The 25,709-nt window shown below is 62.2% G+C and carries 27 protein-coding genes; 11 read left to right on the top strand and 16 right to left on the bottom strand.

The window, feature by feature from the left end:
• Nucleotides 1-54: 54 nt before the first annotated feature.
• The gene (locus tag EC912_RS11720; RefSeq protein ID WP_132144193.1) at nucleotides 55-534 is read left to right on the top strand and encodes a GNAT family N-acetyltransferase; all 480 of its coding nucleotides are present in this window, start codon (nucleotides 55-57) and stop codon (nucleotides 532-534) included.
• 108 nt (nucleotides 535-642) lie between these two features.
• Here EC912_RS11720 and EC912_RS11715 read toward each other — a convergent pair whose 3' ends face one another.
• A complete protein-coding gene (locus tag EC912_RS11715) occupies nucleotides 643-1,398 on the bottom strand; it encodes a SapC family protein (protein ID WP_132144191.1) in 756 nt (251 codons plus the stop codon).
• A gap of 274 nt (nucleotides 1,399-1,672) precedes the next feature.
• Between EC912_RS11715 and EC912_RS11710 the strand changes: the two genes are divergently transcribed.
• The gene (locus tag EC912_RS11710) at nucleotides 1,673-2,281 is read left to right on the top strand and encodes an HNH endonuclease (protein ID WP_132144671.1); all 609 of its coding nucleotides are present in this window, start codon (nucleotides 1,673-1,675) and stop codon (nucleotides 2,279-2,281) included.
• Nucleotides 2,282-2,356: 75 nt separating this feature from the next.
• A complete protein-coding gene (dxs, locus tag EC912_RS11705; RefSeq protein ID WP_132144189.1) occupies nucleotides 2,357-4,252 on the top strand; it encodes a 1-deoxy-D-xylulose-5-phosphate synthase in 1,896 nt (631 codons plus the stop codon).
• Nucleotides 4,253-4,775: 523 nt separating this feature from the next.
• Here the strand turns inward: dxs and EC912_RS11700 are convergent.
• The 3 genes from EC912_RS11700 to prmC all read right to left on the bottom strand — a co-directional run bounded on the left by EC912_RS11700 (nucleotide 4,776) and on the right by prmC (nucleotide 7,823).
• Nucleotides 4,776-5,507, bottom strand: a complete 732-nt coding sequence (locus EC912_RS11700) for an RHS repeat-associated core domain-containing protein (RefSeq protein WP_132144187.1) — start codon at nucleotides 5,505-5,507, stop codon at nucleotides 4,776-4,778.
• 178 nt (nucleotides 5,508-5,685) lie between these two features.
• Nucleotides 5,686-6,846, bottom strand: coding sequence for an alginate lyase family protein (locus EC912_RS11695; protein WP_132144185.1), 1,161 nt, complete (start codon nucleotides 6,844-6,846; stop codon nucleotides 5,686-5,688).
• Between the two features lie 134 nt (nucleotides 6,847-6,980).
• On the bottom strand, nucleotides 6,981-7,823 hold the full coding sequence (gene prmC / locus EC912_RS11690; RefSeq protein ID WP_132144183.1) for a peptide chain release factor N(5)-glutamine methyltransferase: 843 nt from the start codon (nucleotides 7,821-7,823) through the stop codon (nucleotides 6,981-6,983).
• A 49-nt stretch (nucleotides 7,824-7,872) separates the two neighbouring features.
• Between prmC and EC912_RS11685 the strand changes: the two genes are divergently transcribed.
• Nucleotides 7,873-8,748, top strand: coding sequence for an alpha/beta hydrolase (locus EC912_RS11685; RefSeq protein ID WP_132144181.1), 876 nt, complete (start codon nucleotides 7,873-7,875; stop codon nucleotides 8,746-8,748).
• Nucleotides 8,749-8,751: 3 nt separating this feature from the next.
• Here the strand turns inward: EC912_RS11685 and EC912_RS11680 are convergent, their stop codons facing one another.
• On the bottom strand, nucleotides 8,752-9,651 hold the full coding sequence (locus tag EC912_RS11680) for a phytanoyl-CoA dioxygenase family protein (protein WP_132144179.1): 900 nt from the start codon (nucleotides 9,649-9,651) through the stop codon (nucleotides 8,752-8,754).
• Nucleotides 9,652-9,785: 134 nt separating this feature from the next.
• On the opposite strand from EC912_RS11680, the gene EC912_RS11675 reads away from it, so the two are divergent.
• Together EC912_RS11675 and EC912_RS19860 are read left to right on the top strand one after the other, a co-directional pair.
• The gene (locus EC912_RS11675) at nucleotides 9,786-10,913 is read left to right on the top strand and encodes a Gfo/Idh/MocA family protein (RefSeq protein WP_132144177.1); all 1,128 of its coding nucleotides are present in this window, start codon (nucleotides 9,786-9,788) and stop codon (nucleotides 10,911-10,913) included.
• A gap of 269 nt (nucleotides 10,914-11,182) precedes the next feature.
• Complete coding sequence (locus tag EC912_RS19860) at nucleotides 11,183-11,662, top strand: DUF4879 domain-containing protein (RefSeq protein WP_132144175.1); 480 nt, start codon at nucleotides 11,183-11,185, stop codon at nucleotides 11,660-11,662.
• A 51-nt stretch (nucleotides 11,663-11,713) separates the two neighbouring features.
• Here EC912_RS19860 and EC912_RS11665 read toward each other — a convergent pair whose 3' ends face one another.
• From EC912_RS11665 to EC912_RS11650, 4 genes are all read right to left on the bottom strand, one after another.
• Nucleotides 11,714-12,412: a hypothetical protein gene (locus EC912_RS11665; RefSeq protein WP_132144173.1), complete on the bottom strand. Its 699-nt coding sequence runs from the start codon at nucleotides 12,410-12,412 to the stop codon at nucleotides 11,714-11,716.
• Between the two features lie 181 nt (nucleotides 12,413-12,593).
• Nucleotides 12,594-13,637 carry a LacI family DNA-binding transcriptional regulator gene (locus EC912_RS11660; protein WP_132144171.1) on the bottom strand — a complete coding sequence of 348 codons (1,044 nt, stop codon included), beginning with the start codon at nucleotides 13,635-13,637 and terminating at the stop codon, nucleotides 12,594-12,596.
• 102 nt (nucleotides 13,638-13,739) lie between these two features.
• The gene (locus tag EC912_RS11655; RefSeq protein WP_132144169.1) at nucleotides 13,740-14,111 is read right to left on the bottom strand and encodes a hypothetical protein; all 372 of its coding nucleotides are present in this window, start codon (nucleotides 14,109-14,111) and stop codon (nucleotides 13,740-13,742) included.
• A 124-nt stretch (nucleotides 14,112-14,235) separates the two neighbouring features.
• Nucleotides 14,236-14,784, bottom strand: a complete 549-nt coding sequence (locus EC912_RS11650; RefSeq protein ID WP_132144167.1) for a hypothetical protein — start codon at nucleotides 14,782-14,784, stop codon at nucleotides 14,236-14,238.
• A gap of 106 nt (nucleotides 14,785-14,890) precedes the next feature.
• Between EC912_RS11650 and EC912_RS11645 the strand changes: the two genes are divergently transcribed.
• Nucleotides 14,891-15,406 carry a DUF4879 domain-containing protein gene (locus EC912_RS11645; RefSeq protein ID WP_165973577.1) on the top strand — a complete coding sequence of 172 codons (516 nt, stop codon included), beginning with the start codon at nucleotides 14,891-14,893 and terminating at the stop codon, nucleotides 15,404-15,406.
• Between the two features lie 71 nt (nucleotides 15,407-15,477).
• Here EC912_RS11645 and EC912_RS11640 read toward each other — a convergent pair whose 3' ends face one another.
• From EC912_RS11640 to EC912_RS11625, 4 genes are all read right to left on the bottom strand, one after another.
• Complete coding sequence (locus EC912_RS11640; RefSeq protein WP_132144163.1) at nucleotides 15,478-18,159, bottom strand: M1 family metallopeptidase; 2,682 nt, start codon at nucleotides 18,157-18,159, stop codon at nucleotides 15,478-15,480.
• 97 nt (nucleotides 18,160-18,256) lie between these two features.
• Nucleotides 18,257-18,613 carry a DUF1428 domain-containing protein gene (locus EC912_RS11635; RefSeq protein ID WP_243649247.1) on the bottom strand — a complete coding sequence of 119 codons (357 nt, stop codon included), beginning with the start codon at nucleotides 18,611-18,613 and terminating at the stop codon, nucleotides 18,257-18,259.
• Nucleotides 18,614-18,698: 85 nt separating this feature from the next.
• Nucleotides 18,699-19,241 carry a carboxymuconolactone decarboxylase family protein gene (locus tag EC912_RS11630; protein WP_132144159.1) on the bottom strand — a complete coding sequence of 181 codons (543 nt, stop codon included), beginning with the start codon at nucleotides 19,239-19,241 and terminating at the stop codon, nucleotides 18,699-18,701.
• A 189-nt stretch (nucleotides 19,242-19,430) separates the two neighbouring features.
• Nucleotides 19,431-19,979 carry a peroxiredoxin gene (locus EC912_RS11625; protein WP_132144157.1) on the bottom strand — a complete coding sequence of 183 codons (549 nt, stop codon included), beginning with the start codon at nucleotides 19,977-19,979 and terminating at the stop codon, nucleotides 19,431-19,433.
• Between the two features lie 150 nt (nucleotides 19,980-20,129).
• Between EC912_RS11625 and oxyR the strand changes: the two genes are divergently transcribed.
• Together oxyR and EC912_RS11615 are read left to right on the top strand one after the other, a co-directional pair.
• A complete protein-coding gene (gene oxyR, locus EC912_RS11620; RefSeq protein ID WP_132144155.1) occupies nucleotides 20,130-21,095 on the top strand; it encodes a DNA-binding transcriptional regulator OxyR in 966 nt (321 codons plus the stop codon).
• Between the two features lie 12 nt (nucleotides 21,096-21,107).
• Nucleotides 21,108-21,710: a hypothetical protein gene (locus tag EC912_RS11615; protein WP_132144153.1), complete on the top strand. Its 603-nt coding sequence runs from the start codon at nucleotides 21,108-21,110 to the stop codon at nucleotides 21,708-21,710.
• Nucleotides 21,711-21,729: 19 nt separating this feature from the next.
• Here the strand turns inward: EC912_RS11615 and msrA are convergent, their stop codons facing one another.
• The 3 genes from msrA to EC912_RS11600 all read right to left on the bottom strand — a co-directional run bounded on the left by msrA (nucleotide 21,730) and on the right by EC912_RS11600 (nucleotide 23,265).
• A complete protein-coding gene (gene msrA, locus EC912_RS11610; RefSeq protein WP_132144151.1) occupies nucleotides 21,730-22,377 on the bottom strand; it encodes a peptide-methionine (S)-S-oxide reductase MsrA in 648 nt (215 codons plus the stop codon).
• Nucleotides 22,378-22,440: 63 nt separating this feature from the next.
• Complete coding sequence (locus EC912_RS11605) at nucleotides 22,441-22,959, bottom strand: adenine phosphoribosyltransferase (RefSeq protein WP_132144149.1); 519 nt, start codon at nucleotides 22,957-22,959, stop codon at nucleotides 22,441-22,443.
• Between the two features lie 36 nt (nucleotides 22,960-22,995).
• On the bottom strand, nucleotides 22,996-23,265 hold the full coding sequence (locus EC912_RS11600; protein ID WP_132144146.1) for a putative signal transducing protein: 270 nt from the start codon (nucleotides 23,263-23,265) through the stop codon (nucleotides 22,996-22,998).
• A gap of 122 nt (nucleotides 23,266-23,387) precedes the next feature.
• Here EC912_RS11600 and EC912_RS11595 point away from each other — a divergent pair, with 122 nt between their 5' ends.
• Together EC912_RS11595 and EC912_RS11590 are read left to right on the top strand one after the other, a co-directional pair.
• The gene (locus tag EC912_RS11595) at nucleotides 23,388-25,115 is read left to right on the top strand and encodes a glutamine--tRNA ligase/YqeY domain fusion protein (RefSeq protein ID WP_132144144.1); all 1,728 of its coding nucleotides are present in this window, start codon (nucleotides 23,388-23,390) and stop codon (nucleotides 25,113-25,115) included.
• Nucleotides 25,115-25,669, top strand: coding sequence for a nucleoside deaminase (locus EC912_RS11590; RefSeq protein ID WP_132144142.1), 555 nt, complete (start codon nucleotides 25,115-25,117; stop codon nucleotides 25,667-25,669). The genes EC912_RS11595 and EC912_RS11590 overlap by 1 nt, the downstream gene beginning before the upstream one ends.
• Nucleotides 25,670-25,709 lie beyond the last annotated feature (40 nt).

Genomic DNA, 25,709 nt, shown 5'->3' with positions numbered 1-25,709 from the left:
CGAAGGTGTAGAAACGGGCGTTCCAGAGCCATTCGCCGCAACGGTATCCGCACGATGAGCGATCCAGCGTTTCCGATCCGCCTGGCTGAAGGCGACGACGACGACTTCATCCTTGAGCAGGTTCCCCGCTTCGTCGACTTCACGCTTCCCACCTGGCGTCGACGCAACGAGTGTATCGAGGGCATCCGCAAGGACCTCGTCCATCACCTGGACGACCAGCCGCCCAACAGCTTCCTGTTCGTCGCCGAGAACGAAGACGGCGAGCGCGTCGGCTTCATCCACCTGCAAAAAACGCAGGACTTCTTCAACGGCCGCACCAACTGCCACATCTCGGACATCGCCGTGGCCGAGGAATACGAGGGCCAGGGCGTCGGTCAGGCCCTGCTACGGCATGCCGAAACCTGGGCTCGCGAACACCGCTGCCAGTTCGTGACGCTGGCGGTATTTCCCGGCAACGAGCGTGCGCGGGAACTGTACAAAAGCAGCGGCTACGGCGAGGACCTGATGCGCCTGGCCAAGCCCGTCTCGCGATAACGCACGGTCGGCAAGCTTTCTGTGGGAGCGCGCCTGCTCGCGAAAGCCTTCAAGAAGCGAAAAAGCCGCCTGAGGGCGGCTTTTTCGCGACTGCGTTACAAAGACCTATCAGGCCTGCACGCCATCCTCGGCCTTCTCGCGCACGTCGAGACGTGCGGCAAGACGATCGATGTTGGCCAGCGACACCAGATGCGCGTAGATCCAGCCGAACGCGCCTTCCTTCAGGAATTCGTGAGCGACTTTCTCATCGAGCTGGCGCAGCTTCTCTTCGTTGATCACGAAGAGGCCATTGAGGTTGATGCCCTTGCCGTCCTTCTGCAGGGTGATGGTGCGCGGCTCGAGCAGGTTGTGCTCGCGCAGCTTGCCCATGAACCACTGGGTGCGGGCGACATGGTCCTGGAATTCGCCGAGGAAGTTCACGGCGTTGGTCAGGACCGGCGCGTCGGTGCCGTCTTCGTTGAAGAGACGCTCGCCTTCGGTCGGGTTGAAGCCTTCATAGCCTTCGTCGAGGAAGACGGTGAAGTCGTCGCCCTCGGTGCCCACCGGCTTTTCGGCCAGCACGAACGGGTAGCGGCGAACGAAAGCCGGGATATAGATGCCCTGCTCCCAGAAACCGTTATCGCCGATCATCAGGTTCTCGCCCTGACGAAGGCCCAGCAGCGCCATCGGACCCGCGTCTTCCACGGCATTGCCGGCGAAGAGGATCGGGAAATCGCGGGCGGCCGGAGCGAACTCGACACCGGTCAACGGTACGGAGTGCACTTTCTCGGCGAAACGGACGTTATTCACGGCCTTCAGGCGAAGGTCGCGATGGGTCGTACGGTTAAGAGGAACCGGACGCTCGTAGAAAAGCACTTCTGCCACGTTGAAACCCTCAGGCCCGCCGCGCCTGGGAAGCCACCCCGGCCCCCCTTCCAAACCCGGCCGGGCTCAGCTATCGAACGCCCACTATATCAGTGGGAAGGCCGTCCGGCAGCCCCGCAATATCCGTACCGACGCGACTGCGAAACGTAGCAAAAGTGGGCTATGCTCGGGCTGTCGGCCCCCTTTAAGGCGGAGCCGACCGGGTATTTACCCGGTTCGCACGGAGTTCGCTTTGCTGGAACGCTCTTTCGCTGATACGAAGGACGAGACACAGATGCTGATGGAAGTGCCACCTATGGAGACACCTCAGGTCGCCGCCCTGCATGCGACGAGGGTGCTGTCCCTCGACGCGGCTGGACGTATCCTGGACTGGATCAGTTGGCAGGACGCCGTTTGTCTGTACGTACGCGGCGCCGTTGCCTGGACCCTTGGCGAGGCCTGTCTCACGGTCCACGGCGGAACCAACCGCCTCAGCGGCAACCAGAGCACCCTCCAGCTGCATCCCATCGTCGCCAGCACCGGCCATTGCCGCGAGCACGCGATCGACCCCGCCCCGGCCCTGACCAACACCGCGCTGTTCGCCCGCGACCGCCACATCTGCCTGTACTGCGGCAGCCAGTACACCCGCCACGAACTCACCCGCGACCACGTGATGCCCCTCTCCAAACGGGGTGCGGACGAATGGGAGAACGTGGTCAGCGCCTGCCTGGCCTGCAATCTGCGCAAGGGCAACCGGACACCAACCCAGGCCAATATGCCCCTGCTCGCGGTACCTTATCGCCCCAGTTGGGTCGAGCACCTGATCCTTTCCAACCGTAATATCCTTACCGATCAGATGGAATTCCTGGTCAGCCACCTGCCGAAAAACCGCCGTCCGGCATGATCTGACAGGGCCTGCCCGCGCCTGTTCACGATTTCTCCCTTGCCCGGCCCGACGTGTCGGCGAACAATACGCACTATGACCGACCTTTCCCGCTACCCCTATCTGGCGCAGATCGACTCGCCGGAGGATCTCCGGCGCTTCACGGAGAACGAGCTGCCCGCGATCGCCGACGAGCTTCGCGGCTACCTGATCGAGGCCGTGGCCTCGTCGGGCGGTCATTTCGGCGCAGGGCTGGGCGTGGTCGAGCTGACCGTCGCCCTGCACCATGTCTTCGAGACACCGCGCGACCGGCTGGTATGGGACGTCGGACATCAGTGCTACCCGCACAAGATCCTTACCGGCCGCCGCGACCGGATCACCACGATCAAGAAGAAAGAGGGCCTGGCTCCCTTCCCGCGTCGCGAGGAAAGCGAGTACGACACCTTCGGCGTCGGCCACTCGTCGACCTCGATCTCCGCCGCGCTGGGCATGGCGATCGCCGCGCAACGCAAGGGCGACCATCGCAAAGTGGTCGCCGTGATCGGCGACGGCGCGATGACCGCCGGCATGGCCTTCGAAGCGCTGAACCACGGTGGCGATGTCGAGCCCAACATGCTCGTCATCCTCAACGACAACGGCATGTCGATCAGCGAGAACGTCGGCGCGATGACCAAGATGATGGCGCGCGCGATGTCCAGCCGCACGCTCAACGTCTGGCGCGAGCGTGCCAAACGCGCCATTCCGAAGCAGTCGCTGTTCGGCCGCTTCTTCAAGCGTTGGGAAGAACACGCCAAGGGCATGTTCGTCCCGTCGACGCTGTTCGAGGAACTGGGCTTCCACTACACCGGCCCCATCGACGGCCATAACCTGCCCCAGCTGCTCACCGCGCTGAACACGGTCAAGGGCCTGCCTGGCCCGCAGTTGCTGCATGTCATGACCACCAAGGGCAAGGGCTACGAGCCCGCCGAGAAGGCGCAGATCGAATACCACGCCGTCGGTCCGTTCGATCCGGTGGCCGGACTGGTCAAGAAGGGCGCGCCGGCTAAGCCGACCTATACCGATATTTTCAGCGACTGGCTTTGCGACATGTCCGCCGCCGACGATCGTCTGCTGGGCATCACCCCGGCGATGCGCGAAGGCTCGGGACTGGTTCGTTTCTCGAAGGAATACCCACAGCGCTATTTCGACGTGGCCATCGCGGAACAGCATGCCGTGACGCTCGCCGCGGGCATGGCCTGCGAAGGCGCCAAGCCGGTCGTCGCAATCTATTCCACCTTCCTGCAGCGCGCGTACGATCAGGCCATCCACGATGTGGCGCTGCAGAATCTGGACGTCACCTTCGCGATCGATCGCGCGGGCGTCGTCGGTCCGGACGGCGCCACGCATTCGGGCAGCTTCGATCTGTCGTTCATGCGCTGCCTGCCGAACATGGTGATCATGGCGCCAGCCGACGAAGCCGAGTGCCGGACCATGCTCACCACCGGCTTCCGTTACAACGGCCCGGCGGCGGTGCGCTATCCGCGCGGCACGGGTCCGGGCGCCGTCATGCGCGAAGAACTGGATACCTTCCCCATCGGCAAGGCCGAAGTACGCCGCCGCGGACACCACGGGCTGGCGATCCTTTCGTTCGGCACGATGCTCGCGCAAGCCTCCGTCATCGCGGCGGAAGTCGACGCGACACTCGCCAACATGCGCTTCGTCAAACCGCTGGACGAGGAACTGATCCTCGAACTCGCACGCACGCACAAGGCCTTCGTCACGATCGAAGACAACGCCATAGCGGGCGGTGCTGGCGCAGGTGTCGCGGAGTTGCTCGCCGCTCGCGGCGTAACGCTACCCATCCTTCACCTGGGTCTTCCGGACGTCTATCTGGAACACGGCAGCCGCGAGGAAGTGCTGACCATGGCGGGCCTCGACCTTCCGGGCATTCGCACCGCCATTCGCACGCGGTATCCACAGCATGTCGCAATGGCAGTAGCCAGCGCTGGATGAGGCCTTGCGCCGCCACAGGCTGCGCGAGACCTGCCTTCACGCCATGCGGCAGCTACACACACGTTAAGCCGTGGCTCCAATCATCGGCACTGTTCACCCCGTAGCGGAAACACCAGTTGCTTCGAGACCGTTGGATCGGGATCGAGGGACGGACCAAACTCGCTATACGGAAGAAGCGCGGTCAGCGCGGCGCCAGGGGCGACACGAATGTCGCAGTCGGCTGGACAGTAACCAAGATTCCGATCCCGGACCGGGATGCGCTTTCCCGACTGCTGGACGTAAACCTCATCGGAGCGTTGATCCACATAGCCCCGAGCGTTCGGCCATGCGCCAGCCTCTATGCAGATCGCCGCAGCAGAGTCATTCACGAAACGAAGCTCGAACGACCGGGATGCCGGCACGTCCCGGATATGGACCATGCTATCTATCAGGCCGCCAACGGGCGAATGCTGGGCACCAGCCGCGCAAGCGCTGAGGAAAGTAAGAAGCAGCAACGCGCTGAGAGATAGCCCCACCAATCTCTTCACTGTACGAAGTCCGTGAGATGGTCGGGATTGACCGCCGCGCGATTTGGTTCACGATCTCGCAGCAGGCGAAAGTAATACCCACCATCATCAAACTTGTATGCCGTATGTCCTTCAATTCGCTGATCGTGCAAACCTGCTGTATGGAGCGACTCATGCCCAGCAGCCCATCGCAAGGTCGATGAACTATGAAATGACGAATGGGAGGTGTTGACGTAAATATTGCTGCCACCCACTTCCGCAGCGGCTAGACCATTCTTCGAAAGTCCCATAGCACCCCACTCCAACGCCGATTTGGCATTGGCGACAAAGCCAGATCCCGCACCAGCGCTAAGTGCCTTGGCACCGTCCGACATAGCTATCGCCGCCGCAGCCAGCGCCGCCGGTGATGCGCTACCAGCGCCAACTACATTCTCGAAAGCAGCAACTGTATTACGCGTCGAGGCGCTCAGATCGCCACCTGCGGCGGTTTCTTCAGCGGCTTCGAACAGCTTTGTTGCGGCCGCCTTCTGCTCACTGGCCACACGTTGTTGCGCCTTATCGAATCGATCCCAATCCTTGTCCGTCCAACCAGATCCACGCTCATAATTTCCGCTGGGATCAATCCTGCTTATCGGGTTATTAGATACGTATGCATATCCATTCACGCTGCCGGTTTGTCCTGGAGAGACACCGACCGCATCCATCGACAGGAACCGCCCTGTTTCTGGGTCAAGGTAGCGGGCTTGCATATAAATTATGACCACTAAGATCGCGCCCGGTAATTACGTCGACAAAGCCCCCCTTTTCTTTAGAATCGTCCGGGCCACGGGACTCTACATCAACATGTCGCCACGGCAGTAGCCAGCGCAGGCTGACCACTGCCGAGTCACGCGGCTGTGAGTGCGAGTGCGCCACACAGCCGCGACGTCACTGGGCGGTACCGGTTTCCGCGTGGGTCAACGTCTCCCACAAATAGTGGAACTGGCCGTGGGTTGGACGTCGCGCCGGCAGCCATCGGCTCGTCTCCGGCAACCTGGCGCCCAACCGGTTCACGTAGTGGTTGTAGCCAATTTCGAATGTGCCACTGAGATCGCCCTTGACTACGCCACCGCATACCCATGCAGGCACGTCGGCGTTCTTCAGGCCAGCGTGATACTCCATCGCCGCGATCAGCCTCTCTGGCTCCTCACCGTAAAGATCGATTCCCTGGATACGCGCCGTCTCGGCCACGTTGATAAGACCGGCTATGCCATAGGCATTGTGTTCAAGGTCACGGCAGGTTTCCTTGGCATGACCGGCAACGAACACCGACTGCCCGTACCAACTCGCAATAAGTTCGTCGCCGACCTTCGGACACATCGCCGACGTTAGCGGTACGACGCCATCCTTCGGCAGATAGATGCTGGTCTTGATCCGCTCGCGCCAAAGATTCACGGCCTCATCGAAGGCCCGCCTGTCGTTGAGGAAGATTGCGATATTCGCCCTGGCCTCGATAGCGCTCGTCTGCCAGTTGAATTCGTTGCATCGGCCCATTCGGGCGATGTCGGGAAGATACTGTTCGCGCAGCATGCGCGAGAATGCGTCGATATCGTTGTCCCGCCACTCGCCGGAGGTATAACGGACGATCTCCGCAGCCCGCGGCCAGAGCTGCGCGGACCATGACGCCTGCAACGGCGCATTGGTATTTGTGTGTCCCCCACGCAAGGTCCCGGACCAGGCGTTCATGATATCGATCGCCTTGCGGGCGTGCCTTACGTCACCCAGATATGCCCATAGCAGCGCATGGGTATACGCGGCTTGCGCATCCCGCCATTCGTCTGTGCAACCGTAATCGGGTTTCGAGTAGGGCCCGCACTCTACCGTTGCCCATGCATGCGGAATGTAATCGAGACTGCCAAGATCGGAGTCCCGCGCTTTTGCCAATGCGCTCAACGCGAGCGGGCTACCTTCGGAAATATGCCGACGAACGATCTCAAGCTGCTCATTGCCCACCAGAATACCGGGATGCGTAAGCGCAGGTGAAATACCGCTTGCGCATGCACATGTCGCGACGACGAACAGCGCGACTCCGTGGAAAAATTTTTTCATCTTCGATTCCTTGTGCGGCGAAAGCGCCGACAAGGAAGCTATGCGCGGAGAAAGATGTTCGCTAGACAGCAAGCGGGGATCGCGCAGAACGCCTACCGATGCCGTCGGACTCGCCTGTGCGGGACACTGTCGCCCTATTCCGGAATCGATCGTCCACCACTGACGCGATCGCGCGCCTCAATATCCTGCGCGGTGAAAACATCGATGAAACCCGCGCTCTCGAGCAACGTACGCACGACATGCCCCTGCTCCCAGCCATGCTCGATGAGCAGCCAGCCGCCCGGCAAGAGTTGCGCGAGGGCACCCTCGACTATGTGCCGTATGTCATCGAGGCCATCCGCACCGGAGGCCAGCGCCGTTACCGGCTCAAAGCGCAGATCGCCTTCGCCGAGATGCACATCGTCAGCTTCGATGTACGGTGGATTGCTCACCGCGATATCGAAACGTTCCCCGGCAACAGGTTCCCACCAGCTTCCGAGTCCGAACCGGACGCGCTGCAAACCCAGCCGCTCCGCATTGCGTCTCGCCACATCGAGGGCAGCCGCACTGGCATCGACCGCGACGACGCGAGCTTCCGCTCGCTCGCTGGCGATAGCCAGCGCGATCGCGCCGCTGCCCGTACCGAGATCGATTACCGCGGCGTCTTTCGGCATGCGTTCGAGCGCCAGTTCGACGAGAAGCTCGGTTTCGGGGCGCGGGATCAGCGTCGCGGGAGTCACTTCAAGCGACAGCGACCAGAAGCCCCGCTGGCCCACGATGTAAGCCACGGGCTCGCCGCCTGCCCTGCGCTTCACCAGCTCGTGAAAACCTGCGATCGATGCATCCGGGAGCACGTCGTCGGCATGCGCGAACAGCCATGCCCTCCCGACACCAAGCACATGGAGCAGCAGCAGCTCCGCTTCGAGTCGGTCGCCAAGCAGGACGGTCGCGTCGCGAAGCAGGGTTCGCACATCGGTGGCGGGGCTGGATGCGTTCATTGCCGGGGAGTTTAGCAATCCCGGCACGCACAACCCCTAAACTGCCCAAATGACTCCGCCCTCATCGCGTCCATGGCGCTTCGCGTCGATCGCCTTCGGCATCCTGCTGCTGTCCGGCTGTCACGGCATTTTTTACGGAACCGTCAACGCGCGACAGGCCTCGGGTGGCGTTCTCCAACAACGCAACGTCGTATTCGACCGCACGACAGGCCTCGCGCTGGATGTCTACTCGCCGGTCAATGCGGCCCATGCACCCGTTGTCGTCTTCTTCTACGGCGGGAGCTGGAAGAACGGCAATCGCGCCTGGTATCGCTGGATGGGCGAGGCACTTGCCGCGAAAGGCATCGTCGCCATCGTCCCGGACTACCGCCTCTGGCCCACGGTACGCATGGACGAATTCATGCGGGACAGCGCCCATGCCGTCGCCTGGGCGCGCGACAACGCCGCGCTCTACGGTGGCGACCCGCATTCGTTATTCGTGATGGGGCATTCCGCGGGCGGGCACATCGCCGCGCTGCTGGCGACCGACGCGCGATGGCTGGGCGAGGTCGGCATGAAGCCGCGCGACCTGGCCGGCTTCATCGGTCTGGCCGGCGCTTACGATTTCCTGCCGCTGGACGAAGACGACTACATCGATATGTTCGGCCATACCGCCGCCGAACAGGCGCGTTCGCAATCGATCAATTTCGTCGACGGCGACGAACCGCCGATGCTGTTGCTGCAAGGCGAGAGCGACGGCATCGTCGAACCTTCCAACGCCATTTCGCTGGAAGGACGCATGCGCGAGCAAGGCGAACCGGTGGATGTTCGGATGTATCCCGGCACGGGACACATGGGCCTGCTGTTTTCGTTCGGACCATGGACCGGGAAGTCGACCGCCCTGCCCGACACCCTTTCGTTCATCCATGCACACGTCGCGCACTGACGATTACTTTGTCTGCATCGTCGTCCGGCCTTCGGCATTGCCACCGCGCGCCGCGTCGAGGATTTCGGGATAGGGATAGTGCAGACCGAGCAGCTGACGCATGTCGGAACTGGCGGCATCGACGAACGACGATGGCAAAGCTGCGGGAATATTTTCCATCGGCTTGACCCATTTGGGCAGGTATTGAATCAGGATCGCCGAACGATCGGCGCGCGAATGATTGGGCATCGCGCAATGCCAGACCGCACCGAAGAAAACCACCGTATCGCCAGGTTCGCCCAGCATGCGTTCGCAGCGGTCGAAGAAGCGGTCGCTTTCGTCGGGATAACGAAGGCTGCGCTGCGAACCGGGTACATAAGCCGTCGCGCCGGTTTCTTCGGTAAACGGATCGAGCATGATCGTCGCCTGCGCATTCAGCGGGAACGACGAATTCAGCCGCACCGGATGGGTTTGCGGTGTGTGGTAGTCCCAATAGGGATAATCGATATGCGGCTCCTGCCCGGGGCCACCGGGAAGAATGCGATTGGCCGCGATCGAACCCATGATGAACTCCGTGCCAAGGAACGCGCGCATCGTCTGCATCAGTGCCGGATGCGCCGCCATGCGCGAGAAAACGTCGCCCTTCGCCAATAGGTTCCACACGCGCCGCTGAAGACTGAGCTTGCCTTCGCGCTCCGCGGCTCCCTGGAAATGCGTGACCTTGGCGGCCTCCGCATCGCCACTCGACTCGCGCATGACGATCTCGCGCGCTTCTGCGATCTCGTCGGTGCCGAACAGACCGCGCAATGTGACGGCGCCCACTCCCTCCAGCAATTCGCCGACGATCGTGTCGGTATCCAGGTCGTCGACCGTGAATATCCGGGGCGTGACAAGCGGACGGCGAGAGGTGACGGACGCGTTCATGAAGGAGACTCCTGCCTTGGGCGGCGATGGGTTTGGGTCGATCTCGGCATCCAAGCTAGGCTTTTTTGCAAGCGCTTGCAAACCGCAGTGCAGCATCCGTAGAGTCGACCCGTCACCCCTCCAGGACCAGACAGATGCGTGAACTAGGAATCGGCCTTATCGGCGCGGGATACATGGGAAAGGCGCATACGTTGGCGCTGCGGACAGTCGACGCCACCTTCGGGACTGCGCTGCGGCCGACCTGCGCATCCATAGCGACATCGACCGCCGAAGGTGCCGCAGAGCATGCGGCGCGCTGGGGTTGGCAGGACTCCACCGGCGACTGGCGCGAACTGGTCGACAACCCAGCCGTACAGGCGGTCATTATCGCCACGCCACCGCGTACGCATCGCGATATGGTCATGGCCTGCATCGCAGCACGCAAGCCGGTGTTCTGCGAGAAACCGCTCGGATGCAACCCGGCCGAATCGCTGGCCATGACCGAAGCCATCGAGCACGCGGGATTGCCGAACATGGTCGGCTTCAACTACATCCGCACGCCCGCGAGCCAGCTGGCCCGACAGATCATCGCTTCCGGCGACATCGGCGATGTGATCCAGATCACCGCCGAACACGTCGAGGACTATCTGCACGACCCCGCCCTGCCCGCTTCCTGGCGCACGCGCATCGCCACGGGTACCGAAGCCGGGGCGCTCGGCGACGTAGCCCCTCATATCGTCAACGCATGCCTTCGGCTGGTCGGCCCTGTCGAATCGCTGGTCGCCGACGCACACGTCGTACAGTCCACGCGCCTGGGGCCGAACGGACCGGAAACCGTGGAGAACGACGACCAGGGCCAGATGCTCCTGCGCTTCGCCAACGGTGCGTCGGGCTCGCTCAGTTTCAGCCGCATGGCCGCCGGCCGGAAGATGGGCTACACGTATCGCGTCACCGGCACACGCGGCGCCCTGGCATTCGACCAGGAGGATCAGAACGCGTTATGGCTCTACGACGCAACGCGTCCGGTCGAACGGCGCGGTTTCCAGAAAATCGTCATGGGCCCCGCGCATCCGGACTATCTGGCCTTCAACCAGGGTGTGGGACACGGTACCGGATACAACGAACAGATCGTCATAGAAATGCGCGACTTCCTTGAGGCCATCGCAACGGGTAAAGCCATATGGCCGACGTTTCGCGACGGATACGAAGTCGACCGCATCATCGCCGCCGCACTGCGTTCCAATGCGGAGCGTCGCTGGGTAACTATCGGCGAGGTCGCCTGACGGTCGCGCTACTGCGTTCAATCCCTTCGCGTCGCAGGAAGGAAGCACTGACTTTCGTCCGCGAATAGCCGTGCACAACGAGAGGGAAATTGAAGCCCTGTGGGCCGAACTGCCCGTGGCTTCCGGCATGTCGCGCGAACTGGCTCCTCGCGTCCTACTAATGGTGACGGCGCAGCTCTTCGATCCGCATCTTTCGGCCCCTGCATCGGGACATCCGGCGAATATCGACACTTTCTCCGCAGCATTCGGCTGCATGAGAAGGTCAACCAATGAAACGTCTGCTCGTGGTTGCGGCACTCTTCGCCGCGCTTCCCGGAATGATATTCGCGCAAGCTTTCCGCGATATGCCCCGCTCCGGTGTAGCAAGTCGCCCCGCTCCACTACTAACAAGCACCCATGTTACCTATGTGGAATCAGCGATTGGCGGGCCCGAAAATGTACCTCCATCACAGTTTCTCCCACAGACGGAGCGGGATCACGGTGGCGCAATAATGGATGTCGCCGTATTCGAAACAGGACTGGCCTCCAGTCGAGGTGCATCGATGAATGGCGTGACATTGCCGCACGGCTCGCAATACAGAACGGAAAATTATTGCGGCGCTGGAGGGTGGCATGTCTGCAGGCCCGGCGAGGAAGTCCAGGGCTTCATGCGGTACTGGAAACTCGACGGTTACCAGTCGGGCACGTTCGAGCAAGTGACTTATTCGAGTCGAGGCCAGCGCTTCTCAGCCCGCCTATTCATTCGATAAGGCGCAGGAGTACCGCAATGAAGTGCCAGGCATCCGCCTGGCACTTCACATTCACGCGTGCCAGTTTTTCGACGACCGATCTGTAGCGTCGCACCGGCAATGTGCCAGAACTTCCGGAAGCTTTGGCCGCCCCTGCCATTGCTCGGCAACCGCCTTCACTCTGAGCCAGTAGTCGCGATTCACGCCCTGGCTCACCTGCCCATGGTCCGCCTGAAATTGCATGGCGGCGAGAATGTCCACAGGCCGATTATTACTCGGCATATGAAATGCACATTCTTTCGGATCGAGCGGCATGTCGCGAATCGGCGAAAAGCCAGTCACATCCAGACGACCCAGCCCACCGGCATTAAATATCTCCCATCCCGCAAGACGCGCCTCCATGCCCGTCATATGCCTGAAATCGTATCGACCGGCCATATCGGCACGCTCGCCCCACGGCGGCGGATGGGCGGCTATGCCGTCTTTATTCGGCTCGTTGCGCGCCATACCTTGCGAGCTCTTCGCCTGATATTCCGTCATGATGTTATGAATAGCGATCTTGAATGGAGACGCCGCCCGATTGACTGAAGCATTCCCCACCGCACGTGGAGTTGTTGTGGGCTCTCGCGATCGAACCGCCGCCTGTGCCGACGAGTTTTTTGGGGCCCCGTACTGCGGGAGGTTGCGATAGAACTCCGTTTCCGGAGGCTTCCCCTTCCTCTGATCCACAGGTACAACCGCCTGATTTGAAACACTGCTTATTTGCGTCATGGCACCATCCTGGTGAGCGCGGTATGCGCGCAGAGGCCGAAGCAATAGCTTCGCCAGATATCAGGAGTCATCACAAAATGCGTCGCAACCCGACAAACATATCGGCGATAACCTCGGCGATGCGTTGGAACACGGGCCGTCGCTCCCGTTGCATCTACCGGGTCATATCACCACTGGATAGCTATCGGCGGGATCGCCTCACGGCCGCACGCAGGCTGCCGCGCTCGATCAATTCACAGGGAAAGAGGCGGCTGCGCGGTACCGATTCGCCATCAGCCATCCAGGCCACGATACGTTCGATGGCGTGCAGCACCATGTCCCGGATCGGCTGCCGCACCGTTGTCAGATTATAGGCGGGCCATGCCGCCAGCGGCATGTCGTCGAAGCCGACGACGCTGATGCGTGAAGGAACGTCGATGCCGCGCTCGCGACACGCATCGATCGCGCCAAGCGCCAGCACGTCGTCGCCACAGAAGACGCCATCCAGACTGGCATGGGCATCGAGCAGCGCATGCATCGCACGACGGCCGTGTTCGTGCGTGTAATCGCCAGCATAGGTAACGACGCGCACCGAGGATCCGGCGGCCTCGGCGAAACCGCGCCCGCGATCCAGCGTCGCCGCATCGCGTTCGGCGCCACCAAGGAAGGCCAGTTTCCGCAATCCGCGCGTCAGCATGGCCTCACCCACCAACCGCCCGCCCGCCACGTTGTCGACCGTCACGACAGGCGCCGGCGTCTTTCGCCCGGCCCGGCCGAAGACATGCAATACGGGCAGGCCCGCCGCGCGACACGATTCGGCAAATCCGTCCGGTGGCGCCGACGTCGCAATCAGCACCGCGTCGACGTTGTACTGCTGCAACATATCCAGCGCGGCCCGACCATCGTCGTTCGCCCCGAGATTCGCCAGCAGCGGGCGCAAGCCACGCGACTGAAGCTCGCGGGTAAACAGATCGAACACTTCCATGAAGGTCGGGTTCGCGAAGTGATTCGACACCAGTCCGATCAGCTCCGTCCGCCCGGTCATCAGACTGCGTGCCAGATGATTCGGCCGGTACCCCAGCTCCTGCGCAGCAGCGAGTACACGTTCGCGCGTCTTCGACGAGACGCTCGCGCCTTCGGTAAAGGTCCGCGATACGGCGGAAATCGAAACGCCCGCCGCGTCGGCGACATCGCGTGCGGTGGTGCGAAGTGCGCCGCTGTCGTTCGTCCGGTGGCGGGCGGTCATGCTGTGAGGTTTGCCGACGTCATGTGGGCAGTATGCCCGGTGTGCCGGGAAAGTCACGGGGGTCGGAACCATGCTATTCCGACCCACTCGCAACCCATCCGATCAACAGCGGACGTTGAATCCGTGTTTGGCATGCCTGCCGGTGCTTTTGCACGACATCTCGACCTGCTCCTTGTGGCGCTCCGCGTACACCTTCTGCCGATTCATCACTATCCCGTGCAACGTCTGCCGCACCCGGTCGATGACCTTCTGTTTCGATGCCGCACTCATGTCTTTCTGCCCCATACCTATGTTCTGGATGGTCAATCGCGACAGCGGCGTCTTCCTGGCGTTCGGCGTCGAACCTTTGACGTTCGCATTCGCTTGCTTCGCGACTTCGCGGTAGGACGGCCCGGTGGTGTGCTTTGCGTCATTCGCGCTATGGCTGGCAACGTTCGGATTGCGTGCACCGAAGTGGGTAGCAGAGGGGATCATGACTTCTTCCTTGATGACGGATGGGTGGTAGATGCAATGAAGCAATCTGGCTACCAACCAACACCGACATGCTTCGTGCTAGCCAATCGCTTACACACATGTCGGACGCCACCGCACAGATCATCTAAGCCTGCTCGGAAATGCCGCGCGTATTGGTTTCGAGATAACGAAGCTTGCTCCCCAGATCGAGCCAGAAGGACGCACCCTCGGGGTCACGGATAGAGGTATGGAATTTCGCAATGCCATTGATCGAAGCGAAGATATCGATGGGAACATCTGGCCTCTCCCGTAGAGCGTCGGGAGGCACGGCATCCATGAGACATGCGCCCTCCAAAGTGCTGATTCGTTCGCTCTTTACCCAGTCGTCAACCAGAGCGTGAAAGTTCCGCGGACTTATCCGAGAGAAGTCGAAGCGAAGTTCGGCTGACGATCTAGATGTACTACCGGGCATTGGTTCTTCCATACGCTCCCGAGTTCGACTCCGCGACAGCAAGTCTGGTGCGGATGCTGGCGATGACGTCAATCCATTGATTTGCATGATGCCTCCTATCGGGATGATGAGCTTGTGTAACCAAGCAACATCGATTCCAGCCTGCACCGATTCCATGGATCGTAAGCCATCGCGCAATCCAACTTTCTCCGACGCAACACGCACGTATTCACGAAGCAGCATGAGAGCCATCGCCTGCATGTGTTGTCGAAAACGATGATTTCGTTACGACCAACGGATGCACATCATCATTACGGGCAATCTGCCCGCACCTGTTAAGGGAGGTAGCATGAAAATTACAGTCGGAAATTACACGCGAGCGGTAGTGTTGTGTGCCATCGCACATGCAGGCACCTCGACCGCTCAGGAACAGATGCACCAAGCGATGGACTCCGAAGCAGTCGGTACCTATAGCGTCCTTGGCGAACGAATGGGATCGGCATCTTCGCTCTCAGCCGCTTATGTAGTTCGAGTGATTTCGACGGCCGGGGGCATTGAAACCTTTGGGCCTTACGCGTCGGCATCAACGCAACTCGATCACGGTGGAGCAAATATGACAATTGTTACCGATGAAATCGGTTATGGGCGATATGCCCAAGCAACACTCCTGAGCAATCCCTTGCAAGAGATTCGCACTGAGCCACTTTGCAGTGCCGCGAATCCGCAACCGTGCAGCCGCGGCACCATCGTCGGCTACCGGCGCTACTGGAATGCCTCCGGCTACCAGGGTGGCAACTTCAACTTCACCGTCTATCCGAGCAATGGCGGAGGCAGCGTCCGCTCGGCGAGCATCACCATCCAGTAATCCGACGAATCAAAAAAAACGCCGGGCGATTTCTCGCCCGGCGTTTTTATCTCAGCGTGACTTCCGAACGATCAACGAATCGACTTCGGATCCTGCTTTTCCTTCAGCGCCGCGCAGAGCAGCGTCGATTCCGTGGTCTGGGCCAGACCGCGTTCGGCACCGGTGACTTCCTTCAGACGGGGCTGGAAGAAGGCCGTCAAGCGATCGGCTTCGACCTTGGAGCAACCGCCGCCACCGGCAAGACCCGGGAGCTGGCCGCCGGCGAAGCTGCCTGTGCGGGCCACGACCTTGTCGTAGTTCGTCACGAACCACTTCCAGAGACCGTCACGGCTCGCTTCCGTATCGCGGGCACCGCGGAGGATGGCGGCCATTTCACCGACCTTGACGTCCTTACCCAGGGCGAAGTCGCGCGCCTGATCGGCGAGCGGGCCCCTGGCGGCCGACAGGCCCTGAAGCATGGCGTTGCGCTTGGCCGGATCGCTGGTCTTCGGGATCTCGGCGATCAGCGCGTCGACCGCGGGCTTGCCACGTTCCTGCACGGTAACTTCCAGAGCCAGGCCCAGCAGGTCCGGATCGGCCGCATCGAGGTCCAGGTGACCGTCCTTGACCTTCAGTGCCGCATCGCCCTGCTTGAGCAGTTCGGCGCGAACTTCCGGTACGGCGATTTCGGAACCGGAGAGGAAGTCGACCAGCGCGCTGCGGGTCAGCGTGTCGTTATCCTGCTCGCCCGCCTTCTTGCGGAAGCCCAGCGTCTGCAGCTTCGGATAGTAGGCGTCCTTGGCCCAGGCACGCAGATGCGCGCGCTGTACGTCCGTGACGGCTTCGTGCGACACGATCCAGCCAAGCAGCGCCATCGGCGCCGTCGACACTTCGCGCGTCTTCGATGCGGTCAGCGGCTTCAGCGCGGCAAGTGCGTCGCCCGCATCGATGTCGCCGTGCTGGAAGCCAGCGCGAACGGCATCGGCGTAAGCCAGCTGCTCGGCATCGGTCAGCGTGCCGACTACCTTCGAGAGGCTGGCCAGATCCTTCTTGCTCTGCGCGAAGCGGTAGTAACCGCGACCGTTGGCATTCGGCAGGACCCATGTCGGCGAGCTCGCGCCTTCCAGCGCGATCGTGCCAGTGGCCTTGTCGAGCAGTTCGCACGCGACCTTGTTGCCGCCGCCGGTCGTGCCATAACGCACGCAGAGGGGCACGCCCCACACGCGGTTGGCGTCGCCCGTGCTGCCCAACGGCAGGTAACGGCTCTGGGTCAGGTGCAGCACGGTCTTGCCGCCTTCCTGCTTCACTTCGGTCGCCACGTAGGGCACGCCCGACTGATTGAGGAAGCTACGGAAGGCATCCTTGAACGGCGCGCCCTGGCCGGAAGCTTCGGCGATCGAATCGATGAGGTCGTCCGCGCTGGCGTTACCGAACTTGTGCTTTTCGATATAGGCACGCATGCCCTTCTGGAAGACCGGGTCGGTGACATAGCCCTCGAACATACCAAGGACGGCGGCGCCCTTCTGGTAGGTGATGCCGTCGAACGCTGTCTCGATGTCGCCATTGCCGGTGATGGGCTGACGGATCTTGCGGGCGCTGACGAGGCTGTCGTTGGACATCGCACCCTGCGCACCGCGAACGCGGTCGAGGTCGGCACGGTATTCCGGGTGGACCTTGGTCGTGATCTTCTGCTGCATCCAGGTCGCGAAGGCTTCGTTCAGCCACAGATCGTCCCACCACGCCATGGTGACGGTGTCGCCGGTCCACTGGTGCGCCAGCTCATGCGCGTTGACGTTGAACGAACCGCGGACGTACTGGGCCGGGGAATCCGGATCGATCAGCAGCAGCCAGTCGCGGAAGGTGACGAGGCCCGCGTTTTCCATGGCGCCCGCGCTGAAGTCGGGGGCAGCGAGCAGGTCGAGCTTGTCGAAGGGATAGCCGAAACCGTAGTAATCCTCCAGCGTGTGGATGATCGACTGCGTCTCGCCCAGCACATGCTTCATGCGGTGGCCTTCGCCCTTGGCGGCGATGCCGCGCAGCTCGGTCGAGCTGGCGCGGAATGCGGTCGGGGCAATGTCCGGACCTTTCACGACATCCCACGGACCGACGGCGAATGCGACCAGATAAGTCGGCAACGGCTTGGTCGTCGAGAAGGTAAGCGTCTTCCAGCCTTCGCCCGCCTTCTCTTCTTTGATCTGCTTGGTATTGGCCACGCCGACATCGTCGGCCGGAATGGTCAGGCTGATGTCGTATGGCGTCTTGAACGACGGCTCGTCGAAGCCCGGGAACGCGTAACGCGCGGAGACCGGCTCCATCTGCGTCATCGCATAGGGCACGCCCTCGTGCGAGACCTTGTACAGGCCCTGCAACTGCTTGTTCAGCGGTGCGGTGAATTCGATCGCAAGGGAGATTTCCTGCGGCTCGAGCTTCGCGCCGAGGTCCACGCGGGCGACGCCTTCCTTCTCGGCGGCGACGGTGTACTTGCCGACATGCTTCTTGCCTGCTGCGTCGGTGACGGTGACCTTGCTGACTTTCAGGTCGTGTCCGTGCAGCCAGACGAAGTCGGATGCCTGCGACAGCTTGACCTTGATCGTCGTGCTGCCGCTATAGGTCTCCTGCTTGGGATCGACCTTGAACGACAGACGGTAGGCTTCGGGAGTAGCCCAGCCCGGCAGATGGCCGAGCGGCGCGGCGGCGTCCGTGCCGGCGGCGAGCGCCGCACCACAGCAGGCGGCGAGCGCGGTGAGAACGAGGGGACGGACGAAACGACGCATGAGGGTGGGGCTCCTTCGGATGAGCCCGTAACGTAGGGACGACCATGACCTCCGACCCAGTGCCAGAAGGCATGGGCGACCCAATCAACGTTTGCGCCTACAGGGTGACCAGCGGCTTGAATCCGCCCCAGAACATACGCTTGCCGTCGAACGGCAGCTTTTTTGGATCCATCAGATCGGCCAGGCGGGGGTCGCTCATGACCGCCTTCAGCACCCGGTCCCGATCGCGTTTCGACTGATAGATGACCCAGGCGAAGATTACGGTTTCGCCGGGTTTGAGCTTCACGCTCTGCGGAAAGGAGGTCGTCTTGCCGGGTTTTACGTCGTCGGCAACGCATTCCCAGTATTCGAGGGCGCCGTGCTCGCGCCAGACCTTGGCCGAGCGGCGCGCCATTTTGCGGTATTCGGCAAGCCGGTCTTCGGGAACCGGTAATACGAAACCATCGACATACATGACAGAGTCCTCCTCACCCATAGGGAAAGGAAGACTCGTCCTTTACATGCGAACGGAGCGTTAAGCAGGCTCCGCCCCGGGTCGATCAACCCGCGACTTCGGCCTGTTCGAGCACCACGGCCACTGCATGGATCACCGAGGCAATGCGTACCGCGCTCTGGATGCCCTGCACGGAAACGCCGCCGTCACGAAGCACTTTGTCGTGCGAGTCGATGCACATGCCGCAACCATTCACCGCGGAGACGGCGAGCGAGACCAGCTCGAAGTCGTTCTTCGCGTCGCCCTTGTAGGCGCCGATCACGTTCATGCGCAGCTTCGCCGGGATGGTGGCGTACTCCGGATGGCTGACCAGGTGCTGGAAGCGGTAATAGATGTTGTTCATGCCCATGATCGCGGCCGAACCCTTGGCGGCGGTCAGCTGCTCGGCGCTGGCGTGCTCAGCGGCGAACGCCGCAATGGCCTGAGTCAGCGGCTTGAACCGCGACGAGTAAGCGGAGCCCAGGGCAACCATGGCGATCTGCGCCATGTTCAGGCCGGGAGCACCCGCCTCGCTCAGCACGGAATCGAGGTTGAGCTTGAGGTCTTTGGCGTAATCGGGAATCTGGCTACGAAGATCGGCGACGCTCATGGAAAGCACCTTTGTCTTGAACGATAGGAAAGAGGCGCGGAATGGCTCGGCGCGATCGCCGGTTCACGCGGGACACGCTCACGTGTCGGGTCATTAAAAGAGGCGGTGAAGCGAACTTCACCGTCTCTGGAGGTTGCCCACGCCGCGCGGGGAGGAGCGATGCGGCGTGGGACTTACGGCCTTTATTGCTTAGGCGACCTTGAGGGTCTCGTCGCCGGACTTCCAGTTGCAGGCGCACAGTTCGTCGGTCTGCAGGGCGTCCAGAACACGCAGGACTTCGTCCGGGTTACGACCGACCGAACCGGCCGTGACGTAGACGAACTGGATCTCGTTGTTCGGGTCGACCAGGAAGGTCGCGCGCTGAGCAACGCCGTCTTCGGTCAGGATGCCGAGCGCCGAGGTCAGGTCTTTCTTGATGTCGGCCAGCATCGGGAACGGCAGGTCGCGCAGGTCGGCGTGGTCCATGCGCCAGGCGCGGTGGACGAACTCGGAATCGGTCGAAGCGGCCAGGATCTGGCAATCGCGGTCGGCGAACTTTTCGTTCAGATCGCCAAAGCCCTTGATCTCGGTCGGGCAAACGAAGGTGAAGTCCTTCGGGTAGAAGAAGACGAGCTTCCACTTGCCCTCGTAGGAGGTGTCCGAGATTTTCGAAAACGCGTTTTCGATCTTGTCGGCCAGCTTGCCGCCGGGCACGGCATCGAGGTTGAACTTCGGGAACTTATCGCCAATGGTCAGCATGGTTGACTCTCCTGGTTAAAAAGGGACAGATGTGTCGGCGCGCTTGGGGACGCGACTGACGACAAGATTACGCCTCGGGAAGGCATATCTCAAATCAATTGTAAGCATGGTTATGATAGGGTACGACTATCAGACCAGCGGGCTATTCTCATGAACCTGCGCGACCTTCAGTACCTCGTTGCACTGGCCGAGCATCGCCATTTCGGCCGTGCCGCGGAAGCCAGTTTCGTCAGTCAGCCGACGCTTTCGACGCAGATCAAGAAGCTCGAGGACGAACTGGGTGTCGCGCTCGTCGAGCGTACACCGCGAAAAGTATTGCTGACGGATACGGGTCGCGAAATCGCGCGCCGTGCCCGCGACGTACTGTCCGAAGTCGACGAGATCAAGGCTATCGCCCAGCGCACGCGCGATCCGGAATCGGGCACCATCCGCCTTGGCATTTTCCCGACGCTTGGACCCTACCTGCTACCGCATGTCATTCCGCACCTGCGTACCCGCTTCCCCCGGCTGGAGCTCTTGCTGCGCGAAGAAAAAACCGAACAGATCATCCGCATGCTGCGAGAGGGTGCCCTCGACGCGGGCATCCTTGCCCTGCCCGTCCACGAGGACACGCTGCACACCGAATTCCTGTTCGAAGAGCCCTTCGTGCTGGCGGTGCCCGCGAGTCACGCGCTCGCGGATCGCGAATGCCTGCGCATGGACGACCTGGCCGATCAGAACCTGCTTTTGCTGGAAGACGGTCATTGCCTGCGCGACCAGGCGCTGGAGGTCTGTCATATGGCCGGCGCCGGCGAAAAATCCGGCTTTCGTGCGACCAGCCTCGAAACCCTGCGTCAGATGGTTTCAGCCAACGTAGGCATTACGCTGCTACCCGCGCTTGCCGTGCAACCGCCCGTCGCGCGATCGGAAAACATCCGCCTGATCGAGTTCGAAGCGCCGGCACCCAGCCGGCGCATCGCCATGCTCTGGCGCAAGAGTTCATCGATGACGCCCTTTCTGCAAAGCCTGGCGGATGTCATTCGCGACGTTCCCGCCGAACTGCTGACCACCCAGGGATGCGCTTCGCGTCAACGGGACGCCGCTTCCAACGTTGCCGGTCACAGCAATCCTGCGTGATCGGGCTTCTTGATGAGATTCTGGTTAATAGCCCTATTGCTACTTTGCGGCCTGGGGATGGCGAACTGGTGGCAGCACCGGCCCGCGCATGCGGCCTCGGGCATGCTCGCGGCGAGCGCACCCGCCCAGACGGACATCGACGGGCATCCCGCCGAGCTGCATAGCGGCCGGTTCACGCTGGACCCGCGCGCCAACTTCGATATCACCGCCCGGGTACTGTCGCGCGAGGACTACCAGATGGACGACCTCGCGCCGATATCCCCGACCGATCTGACCCTTGGCTGGGGACGGATGTCCGATACGGCCGTCCTCGACCGCATCCGTATCTCGCAGTCCAACCGCTTCTACTTCTGGTACACGGACGATTTTCCGATCCCTCGTCGCGAGATCGAGGAATCCAGCGCGAACATGCACATGATTCCGGCCAGCAACGCTGTCGCCCGTGCGCTACGCGCTGTTCGTCAGGGCGAAATCGTGCATTTGCGAGGGTTCCTGGTGAACGTGCATCGCGACGACGGCCGCGCCTGGAACACGTCGCTGACACGCGACGACACAGGCGCCGGCGCATGCGAAGTGGTGCTGGTGGAAGACATCGGGGAAACGCAGGCGAATTGACGCCGGCGCCACGTCCGCATCAGACATCCACACCGATCGGGCATGTAACGCCCGTACCGCCAAGCCCGCAATAGCCAGCCGGGTTCTTCGCCAGGTACTGCTGGTGCTCGTCTTCGGCGAAGTAGAACGGAACGTCCTGGCGGATCTCGGTGGTAATCGCGCCATAACCCGACGTCGACAACCGCTTCTGGAAAAGATCGCGCGACGCCTCGGCGTCCGCCAGTTGCTCGGCGTCGCCGACGTAGATCGCGGAGCGGTACTGCGTGCCCGCGTCGTTGCCCTGACGCATACCCTGGGTCGGGTCGTGGTTCTCCCAGAACACCTTCAGCAACGTGTCGAAGTCGACCTTCGCGGGGTCGTACACCACGCGCACGATCTCGTCGTGACCGGTCTCGCCCGAACACACCTCGCGATAGGTCGGGTTTGGCGTGTAACCGCCCGCGTAACCCACCGAGGTCGAAATCACGCCGGGAACCGACCAGAACTTGCGTTCCGCGCCCCAGAAACAGCCCATACCGAACAGGGCGACTTCCGCGCCGGCGGGCACGTCCTTGAAGGAACGGCCCGTCACGTAATGACGGTCCTCGACCTCGAGCGGCGTGGCGCGACCGGGCAGTGCCGTGTCGGGCTGAGGCAGACGCTGTTTATAGGCACCGATACCGATCATGGCCAGACCTCCTTGGGGATGCCCCGGAAGATGCGGTCGTCCCCACCGGTTTGCAACGTGGAATCAGGACAGGATCAGGGCGTGCAGCGGCGTGGCACCCGTCCAGCGCGGGCGTCCGGCAAGAGCCGCCAGCTCGATCACCACGCTGCCGCCGACCACCTCGGCACCGAGGCCGTCGACCAGACGCCGTGCGGCTTCCAGTGTGCCGCCCGTCGCCAGCACATCGTCGACGATCAGTACCCGCTCGCCCGCGCGCAGCGCACTGGCGCCGACTTCCAGACGATCGACGCCATATTCCAGGCCATAGTCGATGCCGATAACCGGCGGCGGCAGCTTACCCTTCTTGCGCACGGGCACGAAGCCCGCATGCAGCGTGCGGGCCAGCGCGGCGCCGAAAATGAAACCCCGCGATTCGATGCCGCAGACGGCCTGCACGCCCAACTGCCGCCATGGGTCGGCCAGTGCTTCGATACAGAGAGCGAACCCGTCGGCATCGGCCAGCAAGGGCGAAATATCCTTGAACAGAACGCCCGGCCGGGGGAAATCCGGCACGTCGCGGATGAGGTCGGAAATAGCTTGCATGGGGGAATCCTTTCGCTTTGCAGGACAAGCTCGCCGTCAGGCGAACAGGATATCGGTATCGCCCGGATCGTCGGCCAGCGCCGCGCGCGCCTCCATCAACTGGGCATCGACCGCGCGCACAATGATCTCGGCGGCTTCGGAGCAGCCTTCGGGCACCATGACGGCGACGAAATCGCGGGCGGGAAGCTGACCTACCGCACCGGTCAGGAACTCGCCGGAAACGAACGCGGGAATCTCGGCCCGCTCGAGCGCATCCTTGACCAGATGGGCGTCGATGAGGGATTCGGCGTGGTAGGCGATACGCATGGAACCCAAGCTAACCCGCCGCCAGGCCAACGGCAAGCGGCAGTCTGGCCAGGCCGCCCCACGAATGCGCCCATGCGGGTAAACTCATCCGTTTGCCGCATCCGACCTACCGAGCCCTCCCGATGTCGACCGAAACGCCTGCTTCGCAGCTCCACTTCATTGGCCAGATCGTTCGCGACGACCTCGCCTCGGGTAAGCACAGCGTTATCCATACGCGCTTTCCGCCCGAGCCGAACGGTTATCTGCATATCGGCCATGCGAAGTCGATCTGCCTGAATTTCGGCCTCGCCTCCGAGTTCGCGGGCACGTGCAACCTGCGCTTCGACGACACGAATCCCAGCAAGGAAGACGTGGAATTCGTCGAGGCCATCCAGCGCGACGTCAAGTGGCTGGGCTTCGGCTGGGCCGAACTGCGGCACGCCTCGGATTACTTCGAGGTCTTCTACCGTTCGGCGCTGAAGCTGATCCGCGACGGCAAGGCGTATGTCGACGACCTCTCAGCCGAGCAGATGCGCGAATACCGCGGCACGCTGACCGAAGCGGGCCGCAATTCGCCGTATCGCGATCGTTCCGTCGAAGAAAACCTGGACCTGTTCGAGCGCATGCGCGCGGGCGAGTTCGCCGACGGTGCGAAAACGCTGCGCGCGAAAATCGACATGACGTCGGGCAACATCAACATGCGCGATCCGGCGATTTACCGCATCCGCAAAGTCCATCACCAGAACACCGGCGACGCGTGGCCGATCTACCCGATGTACGACTATGCGCATTGCCTGTCCGACGCACTGGAAGGCATTACGCATTCGCTGTGCACGCTGGAGTTCGAAGATCATCGTCCGCTGTACGACTGGTGCGTGGACAACGTCGACCTGAAGAACCATCCCGACCTGTGGCAGCCGCTGGTCGACGCCGGCCTGTCCACGGCTCCCAGCAAACCCCGCCAGATCGAGTTCTCGCGCGGCAATCTGAATTACACGGTGATGAGCAAGCGCAAGCTGCTCACGCTGGTGGGCGAGAACCTCGTCGATGGCTGGGACGACCCGCGCATGCCGACGATCGTCGGCGTTCGTCGTCGCGGTTTCACCGCCGCATCGATCCGCCTGTTCTGGGAACGCATCGGCGTGAGCAAGCAGAACAGCATCATCGACATGAGTGTGCTCGAAGGCTGCGTGCGCGAGGATCTGGACGCCGCCGCGCCGCGCCGTCTGGGTGTTATCGATCCCTTGAAACTGGTTATCACCAATCTCGACGCCGGCCATAACGAAGAACTGACGTTCCCGAACCACCCGAAGGACGAGAGCTTCGGCACGCGCAGCGTTCCGTTCTCGCCGGAGTTGTGGATCGAACGCGAGGACTTCGCCGAGGTGCCTCCGAAGGGTTTCCACCGCCTGAAACCCGAGGGCGAGGTTCGTCTTCGCGGTGTCGGCATCGTCCGTTGCGACGAGGTCGTCAAGGATGCGGACGGCAACGTCACGGAACTTCGCGGCACCCTCGACCTCGACAGCCGCACGGGCATGCCCGGCTCGGAGCGCAAGGTGAAAGGCACGATCCACTGGGTCAGTGCCCGCCATGCGATTGCGGCCGAAGTGCGCCTGTACGACCGCCTGTTCGATGTGGTCGATCCGGACGACGACAGCGACGGCAAAACCTATAAAGACCACTTGAACCCGAATTCACGTCGTGTGGTGCAGGGTTACGTCGAACCGGCCGCTGCCGGCGCCACGCGCGAGGATCGCATGCAGTTCGAACGTCTCGGCTATTTCGTCGCCGACATCGCCGATCACACGGCCGACCGCCCGGTGTTCAACCGCGTGGTAACGCTGCGCGATTCGTGGGCGAAGCAGCAGTAATGCTTTACGCACAGGTACATCTCACCCTTCCTGCCTGGGTTCACGAAGCCGTCGATGCCGGCGCCATGTATGTCGGCGACGAAGCAAAGGTCGGCCTCGCCATCGAACTTTCGGGCCGTAATGTCGACCTCGCGACCGGCGGTCCGTTCGGCGCCGCCGTGTTCGATGGCGACCGTCTCGTCGCTGTCGGCGTCAATCGGGTCGTGCCGCATTCGTGCTCGGTCGCCCATGCCGAAATGATGGCGTACATGCTCGCGCAGCAACGCCTGCAGCGTTTCCGTCTCAACGAAGACGGCAGCCGCTTCAGTCTTGCCACCAGTTCCCAGCCATGCTGCCAGTGTTACGGCGCCACGGTCTGGGCAGGGGTCGACGAATTGCTGATCGGCGCACGCGCCGAGGACGTCGAGGAACTGACCGAATTCGACGAAGGCCCGTTGCCGGCCGACTGGATCGGCGAACTGGAAAAACGTGGCGTCGCCGTGCGCCGGGATATCCGCCGCGACGAAGCGCGCGAAGTGCTTCGCCGTTACGGCGAAAGCGGCGTCCACTACTGAGTCCATCGCATGGCCACTCGCGCCCCGTCGTCCCGCCCTT

The organism is Luteibacter rhizovicinus (assembly GCF_004342265.1).
GTDB lineage: Bacteria > Pseudomonadota > Gammaproteobacteria > Xanthomonadales > Rhodanobacteraceae > Luteibacter > Luteibacter rhizovicinus_B.
Note: the sequence above shows the minus strand (reverse complement) of the source record. Positions and strands in the feature narration are given on the sequence as shown.